At 36.0% G+C, this 8176-nt stretch carries 3 protein-coding genes; all 3 read right to left on the reverse strand.

Annotated elements, in window-relative coordinates; translation table 11 throughout:
- Nucleotide 1: 1 nt before the first annotated feature.
- The 3 genes from B4H39_RS05005 to B4H39_RS05015 all read right to left on the reverse strand — a co-directional run bounded on the left by B4H39_RS05005 (nt 2) and on the right by B4H39_RS05015 (nt 8118).
- Nucleotides 2-139 carry a hypothetical protein gene (locus B4H39_RS05005; RefSeq protein ID WP_286927529.1) on the reverse strand — a complete coding sequence of 46 codons (138 nt, stop codon included), beginning with the start codon at nt 137-139 and terminating at the stop codon, nt 2-4.
- Between the two features lie 429 nt (nt 140-568).
- The gene (locus B4H39_RS05010; RefSeq protein ID WP_286927530.1) at nt 569-991 is read right to left on the reverse strand and encodes a hypothetical protein; all 423 of its coding nucleotides are present in this window, start codon (nt 989-991) and stop codon (nt 569-571) included.
- Nucleotides 992-1020: 29 nt separating this feature from the next.
- A complete protein-coding gene (locus B4H39_RS05015; protein ID WP_286927531.1) occupies nt 1021-8118 on the reverse strand; it encodes an SNF2-related protein in 7098 nt (2365 codons plus the stop codon).
- Nucleotides 8119-8176 lie beyond the last annotated feature (58 nt).

Genomic DNA, 8176 nt, shown 5'->3' on the forward strand with positions numbered 1-8176 from the left:
TCTAATTATTTGACATTAGTCCACGTGCCACTTCTTTATCTAAAGGACAATAATTTTGTTCATAATAAGTATTTGCATCATCTGCTTTCGCTAAACGTATTACAAATCCGTCTTTTTCGCCAATAATATCTATATTCATATAATCATTTTTTATCCTTTGATACCCATTGTATCATAGGTCTTATTAGAAAATATCAATTGTTTTATTTAGTAACATTTTTTCACTTTCTGTGATATAATAAAGGTAAAGAAAAAGGACTTGCTGTAACAAGTCCCATGTAGCCGTTTAAAGAACGGTAGCACGCATTTTAATCTAAATGACCATCAATGCTCGCCAAGCTGAACGGTCATTTTTTTGTGTTTGAAATTCTTAATACCAGACCCGCAAAAGCGATCGCAAGCATTAATGCTTCGTAAACAGACAAAAATTTGTCGCCTTTCTTGTTTTGTGAGGACTTGCCACTAAAAACCATGGCATCACCTCCAATCTAGGCTACCGTTCAAAAAATCTACTCTATCATTATACCAAAAAAAGCCCTCACAAGTCCTAAGACCTGTGAAGGCTTTTCTAATCTTTGAGTGCTTTAGAAACTTTAGTGAGTAATCTTTTTAAAGCATGTATGTGCGCTTTGAGTTCCTCCAATGTATTCAAGTAGATTGGAGAAATGCGAATGAGGTACTTAGGTTCTAGGTCCTCGACAGGCTCAATATGTAGTGAGAATGGAGAGCCATAAAAGATTGAGAGAACTCTCTGCAGCTCAGCCAATTCCTCTACACAAAACCCTACTTCTCTTTTTTCCAACATCAAAGAGCCATCTGTTTTCATGTGGACATCAATGATATTAATATCCAAATGTCCTAGAATTATATTTAAATCAATATAATACGTAAACAAATCATTGAGGGAGTATTCTTTACGAAGTTCTAACTCTCCGTAATACGAGAGTTTTTCTTCAAGGTCTTGTTTTACTTTTTCAAAATTTTTATTCATATCTTTCTATTTTTCCTTTACGTTCATGTTTACATCTCCAGCTCACAATCATTCGTCACATCTCTTGCTGAGGAAATTTCTTCCGATGTTTGTTGACTCAAAAGTTCTTTTAGCTCACTATGACGTGATTTTTTTGAATGGTAGATGTCTTCATCGGGGAACTTTTTAGCTTTATCTTCTTCTGCTTGTGCAATGGCAGATTGTATACGTGAAATATCCTTAAGTGTTTCTTCTTTAGCCTTTTCTATACCTTCATCCATTTTATTATTCAGTCGCGTAAGAATACCTGTAGGACTTTCTAAGGAAACAAATGCGCTGTATTGAGCATGTCCTTTAATAAAAAGATGTTCTTCCGCAGGAGTTTGGCCTGTAATAGAAATAGAAGGATTGTGGTAAATCTTAAACCCACGATATGTTGCAATATGCTGAGGCATGTTGCTGGCTAGCATGCTGTTCTCTGCAATACTTGTATTGATTCGTCCGGCCAAAGCAAGTGCTACTTCTGATTTTTTATCAGCTTCTGTATAGAATTTATCTTTATCTTTGAAATGTAAGGTCAATTCAAAAGGTTGATGTTGAGTATTCTTGGAAGTTTGTTCATCTGCTTCCTGTTTTTTTATAAGTCTTTCCATTTGTGGAAGCTTCTCTTGATCTTTAAGAATACGCTCTTGGCTCCGAACTTTTTCCTCATAAAAACGATTACGAGAACGTTCAAGTCCTTGTAGTTCCATCTCTAATTGCATAAATTCTGCTTGAAGGGGGTTACCATTTGCGGCGGCCTTAAGCTGGGTTGCTGTTGGAATAACCATCTCAATTTCTTCCATTTCTCTAGCGGTTGATGTTCCATCCATGACTTGGTCTGTAAATTTTTCTTTATTTTCGTGTATTTGCCACATGAACGAATCCATTGTCCCTGGTGTAATGTAGTAATGAATTTGTACTTTCTTATTCTCATTACCTTGTCGAATAATCCGACCGTTTCTCTGTTTAACATCTGACGGACGCCAAGGAACATCAAGATGATGCACTGCAACGAGTTTGTCTTGAACATTCAGGCCTGTCCCAGCTTTACCAGTTGATCCGAGGAGAATACGTATTTTTCCTTCACGCATTTCTTGCATCATAACGTTTTTTGTTTTATCCGTAGCTTCATGAATAAATCGGATTTCATTTTCCGGAATCCCCTTTTTGATTAACATCTCTTTTATTTCATCATAAGCAGAGAAGGTATTGATGGACTCATCAAAATTCATTACCTGAGAATTTCTATATTTTAAAGGGACAGACATATCAGAGAAAATAAGTTGGGTACCCTTTTGCTCATCAAACTCCTTATATATGTCGAATACAGTTTGGATGACTTGATGAAGTTTATTAGAATCTTGAGCGGTATATTTTTTGTTGTCGATGATGCGCATATCAAGACTTAATTTTTTATTCTCTCCCACAATTTTCAACATATTGTCTTCCCAAGGTTTTACTAACCCCATTTCAATATTAGAAGCACGCCGAATTAAATTATCAGTATAAATTTTCTGAGCTTCGGTAATTGGACTCTTATGTGTAATGATTTCTGCTTCAGGAACAGGAAGGTCAAGCATATTTGAAGTTTGAATATCCCATGTTTCTCTAAACATATTCATCAATTCTTGCATATTTCCGAATTTGACAAAGCGACGATTGATTTTAAAAGTCCCTGCTGCAGTCAATTCAAAATTATTCTCAATAACACCAAATGTCGATACCCATGTATCAAAGTTGAGTACGCCATAACGCTCTAAGACGTCAGGTTCTGTATATCTCATCATGGTGTACATCTCAACAACAGAATTAGAGAGCGGTGTCCCTGTAGAGAAGATAACACGACGGTTGTTGAATTGACTTTGGAGGTATTCAGTTTTTTGTTGGAGATCCATTGCTTTTTGACTCCGTGTATCTGAAACACCTTTTACATTTTCCATTTGTGTCATTGGTGCAAGATTTTTAAAATTATGAGCTTCATCCACAATAAGTAAATCAATCCCTAGGTCTTCAAAATTAATGAACGAGTCAGCATCTTTCTTTTGCAGGTCTTCTAAAGCCCTCTCCATTTGCTTAATCCGCTGTTCAATTTTCTTAACAGTAAAAGAGCTATCCTCCATTTCTTCCATTGCTTTACGTTCCGCATTAAGTTGTGAGAGGATATAGTTTTCCTGATATTCTTTACTCATGGCAATTTTTCCAAACTGAGAATCCGCAATAACAATGAAGTCATACTTTCCTGTGAGAATACGACTGACAAAGCGTTTGCGATTATCTTTTTGAAAGTCTTCAGGCTGTGCAATCAAGACATGGCTTTCTGGGAAATACTGATAAATCTCTCGCCCAAATTGTTCAACCAAAGGCTTTGGGATAACAAAAAGCGGTTTTTTGACAATATCTAGCTCTTTCATTTTCCTTGCACTTGCAAGAAGTGTCAGAGTTTTTCCAGCCCCCACTTCGTGTGCCAGTCCTGCTCGTCCTTCAATAACAGCACGCATAACTGCATTTGCTTGATGAGTCCGAAGTTTGAACTGTTTGGCCAAACCATTTACAGTAAGTTGTGAACCGTCATAAGATCGGGCCACGTATCGATTAAATTTCTCGTTGTAAATTTGAACAATTTCCATTTGTACATCAGGATGTTTCAAGACCCAATCATTGAAGGCATTTGCTAACATTTTTCCCTTATCTTGTAGGGCTTCTGTAGCGACTTCATCAAGAATTCGTTTGTTACCTATAGGGTCTTCAGGGTCCGGCTTATAAATTTTGGGATCGCGAAGATTAAGGAGTTCAGTAGCTAATTTATCTCCAGCGTATTTTTTGTTTGGAAGTCCAAATTTATCACGTAGACCATAGGTTCCTTCAAGTAGTGCTGTAACTTTATAGCTGTCCCCAACTTTGTCATATTCAATTTCAATCCAATCAGGGTTGTAATCATCGGAATTATATTTCTTTTGCTCAAATTGTTCGGCTAAAAAGCGTTGATATATGGAAATAGGAATAAAACGAGTTCCAAACTTATAATTGATATCGCTTAAAGGCAAATCTGGAGGAATTACTTCTTTAAGCGCTTCTATATTAACTGTCCAATCATAATTTTCAATTTCAAAGTCATTATTGGTTTTTGCAAGAGAAAGCTTTGTTTTAACATCTCCCGAGAGATATTCTTCTCGAGTCACATATTGCCCATTGCCTTCATAAAAGATTTTGTTTCCGAGTTCTTGGATGATACTTTCACGAGAATGTCCTTGATAAATATCCGTCATGTACTCAAAATCAAGTTTACCCTTATGATTTAAACTTGCAAGGAGAGCATCTCCTGCAGAGGAAACAGTGACTGATTTTGCAAAAGGTTGAATGGTTGGTTCAAAAAATACAGGGGCTTTGGTATACTCTTTTTCATGTGTGAGAGAATTTTCCTTTTCCTGTTCAATAGAGCTTAAAAAAGGATAGTAGTCGTCTCGGCGCATAAGTCTTGCGTTTTCAGGACGACTAATAGCGCCGTATTGTTGAACAAAGAGATCGTATTTTTCATTTAGCCTAAGGCGTAGCTGATCGTACTCAGACTTGTATTTAGGTTCTGAAATGTCATGAAGGTGTTGAATATTAAGAAGCTCTTGTAAAGTGTAACGCAAGTCAATCATCTCTTGCATGATTTTAATTTCACGGGAATTATAGTCCTGAGTATAGCTATATTTTGTGTTAATAGCTTCTTCCACATTTAAGGTTAAAAGGTTATCTTTCCCTTTAGCAACTGTATAACGATAGTTTTCATGTATGGTTTGGTCGTGGCCGTTGTTGAGCATTTCCAAAACTTCTTGTGGTATTTTAGGCGCATCAACCTTTGAGGATGTAAAGATGAAATTTGACCAGGAATCAAAATAACCTTTGCCGGAAAAAACTCTCCTATACGAAGTTTTTTGTTTAAAAATTCTATCTTTGATTTTTTCAAAACGACTCAACTGATTTTGTCTGTTTTCATTAACATTTAGGGTAATGCTTGAATTTTTTTGATGCTTAACAATCTCATCGCCATTATGATAATAAGGGATTCCTTCTACTACTTCAATCGTATAAGGCTCAATGTTAAAGTCTTGTGTTTGACCAGGGAACTTGATTTCTTCTAAAACTGGAAGTGCTTCATCTTTCTTTTCAAAAGGTTGTATTTCAATTCTTGTGTCAGAAAGGACATTTCCCAATTCCATTGGAAGGTCATCCAATGAAAATTCGGGTGTAATTGACAGTGTGCCATCATGAAACGATAAAATTTTTATTTCTCCCAGAATATGTTCCGGGTGATTTTCAAAATATTTATTATAGTGAACAGTGTTTCCTCTCTCGTCGCTGATGGAGGTGGTTTCTAACCATTCAGGAGATAGCTCAGGCGTACTTGTTTTTTGGAAGATGAGAATATCACTGGATACTTCTGTTCCTGCGATTGCAGTAAAAGCATTTTTCGGTAATCGTGCTGCGGCGACTAAATTTGCTTTCTTTGCAATTTCTTGACGAAGTTTCTGGTCTTGTTTGTCCATAGTCCAGGTTGAGGTTATCACCGCCACAAAGCCCCCGTCATGAACCAAGTCGAGAGAACGCTGGATAAAGTAGTCATGAATCATGTAAGGATTGTCATAATACTTAGTCAAAATAGGAATTTGGGCAAAAGGAACATTTGTAATTACTAAGTCTAAGGAATCATTGATGAACGATGTATTTTCAAATCCTTTAACTTGTATATGGGTATTTTGATGAAGATGCTTAGCAATTTGCCCCGTAATTTGGTCTACTTCTACGCCATAACGCTCAGAGTTTTCTTTCCAACTTTGAGGAAAGGCAGAAAAAAAGTTTCCTGTCCCCATTGACGGATCAAGAATTTTTCCACCCTTAAATCCAATATTGTCAAGAGCAGTATACATCACACGAATAAGTTGTGGATCAGTGTAATAAGCAGTTAGACTTGACTCACGCATAGCTGCATATTCTTTTTGTGATATAAGATTTTTGAGTTGATTTCGTTGTTCTTCATAAGTGGAGTTAGATGAATCGAAAAATTGATTGGCGAGACCGCCCCAGCCCACGTATCGTGCTAAAACTTCTTGTTCTTCAACTGTTGCTAGTCTTTTTTCATCAGATAGCTTTTTTAAAAGCTGAATTGCAGCAATATTTGCTTTAACTTTTTCTCTTGGAGTCGCAGGGTAAAATTCTGAAAGACTTTGCGAATCCGAAGGAAATTCAAAATTTGTTTTGAATTGAGTTGGTTTAATTTCTGGAGTGTTGGAATGCTTAGGTTCTGCAGGTATTATAGGATCTTGACTTTCCTTTTTATCATCGAAATCAAAGCCATCAAATAATGAGACTTCTTGTGTTTGTTGTGATGCTTCACTTTGATTTCGTAGTTTAAGCTTATTCTCCTCTATCCTTTGTTCTAAGTATTCTAAAGCGATTGGGTTAATAAGTCGACTGTCAGGTATATTATCACCGAAAGTATTTTTTATGAATTCACTATTTTCATAAACCAAGTATCGAGTATCTGTACTCTTATCTTGGCGCATTTCAAAAATAATTTGTTGGCCATCATTACTATCACTAATTTTGTGATGATATACATCCTTATCATCAACAATAATCGTTAGCTTATCCTCATTAGCCATTAACATAACTATGAAATCTTCCATAGGATCAAGCTCTTCTCGCTCTTCTGCATTTGGAAACTGTTCCAGAAGGGAAACATCATGTGTTATAGGCTCTCTAACTTGCTCAGTTTCACCTTTTTCAAACTGTAGGATACTCCCTTTTACTTTTTCAAAAGTTTCTTGGATATTACTTAAAGAAGGATATTTCTTCAGTGCTGCTTTTAGGTTAATAGAATTAAATTCTGCTTCACCTGTTGCCCTAAGAGTAATTAGTGGAGCTACTATACTATGTGGGCCAGTAAGTACGAGACTCACCGTCTCATTATTTTGTTTTCGAATTTGGAACTCAGAACTAGAAAGTTTTAAGGCAATCACTGTTTCAATTAAGATTTTCTGTCTAACTTCTTCTAATTCATAGTCAAGAGAAAGGCTCTTCTGTACCAAATTCTCAGTTGTCTGTTTTTCTTCCTGTTGTATTTCTGAAATATCTTCAGTAATAGTTTCAGGTGGTAATAGATTACGCTCAATCATTTGAGATTTATATTTCTCATGATATTTTTGCAGGTTTTTCCACATTTTTTGGCGAAATTCCGTATCTTCAGAATGTGTCATAAATTGGTCAAACCCTTTTTGAATATCTTCAAGAGACATCTCATAGTAGTTTTTTAATAAATCGTCATTACCTTTAAATACTTCCTCATCTGGTTCACTTATATCTTCCAACACCGTAACGTCTTTATCACGTTCGTCTTCATCTAGAGTTTGTTCTGAAAGAGTAACTTCTTCAGATAAGTTTTCTTGTATTTCTTTATTTGTAATAATGTCAGCAAGGATTTTGTAGAACTCCTCCTCAAAGAATGGTCGACCTGTAAGCTGATCTGCATTATCTTTGACTTTAAGATCACCTCCTGGATACCAGTTCACGATAGATTGATTAAGAACACCTCCAAATTGCTCTTTCATGATTGAAAATGCACCACCTCCAAGATGTTTTACCTTTATATCCTCAGACAAATTCATTTTATCCCTGGCTAATTGGAGTATCTCTTGATTAGAGAGTTGATGTTCTTTTTCAGGGGCAATACTTTCATAATAAGACTGGATATCAATATCTAAATTATTGGCATCAACAATATCTTGATACAATTCTTTATTAAGCGTAAAGCCATCGCCTATATCAATTCTCCTTATAGTTGTCTTAACTTTGTAATAGCCGGGTTCAGGATGAATTTCAAGGTATACTTCATCCTGTATCATTGCTTTCAAGGTCTCTACAGTGATACTTTCCCCTTCATGGTCTTCGTTGAGAAACTTTAAAGCATCATTATCTGAACCTTCATTCCACTTAATTTGTACCGCGAGAGGTGTATCTTTATCAATGTCTTCCTTTGAATTTGTGGGAACTTTGCCATCAAATACTTCCTCAAAAAGAACACGTTCTTCCTCTGTAGCTAACGTATAATTTGCGACAGCCAAAAAGCCATTACCGACCTGTCCCCATTTCTTGTAATGGAGCTATACTATAAAAGTAGAC

It is taken from the genome of Lactococcus sp. UBA7128, assembly GCF_002492185.1.
Classification (GTDB): domain Bacteria; phylum Bacillota; class Bacilli; order Lactobacillales; family Streptococcaceae; genus Lactococcus; species Lactococcus muris.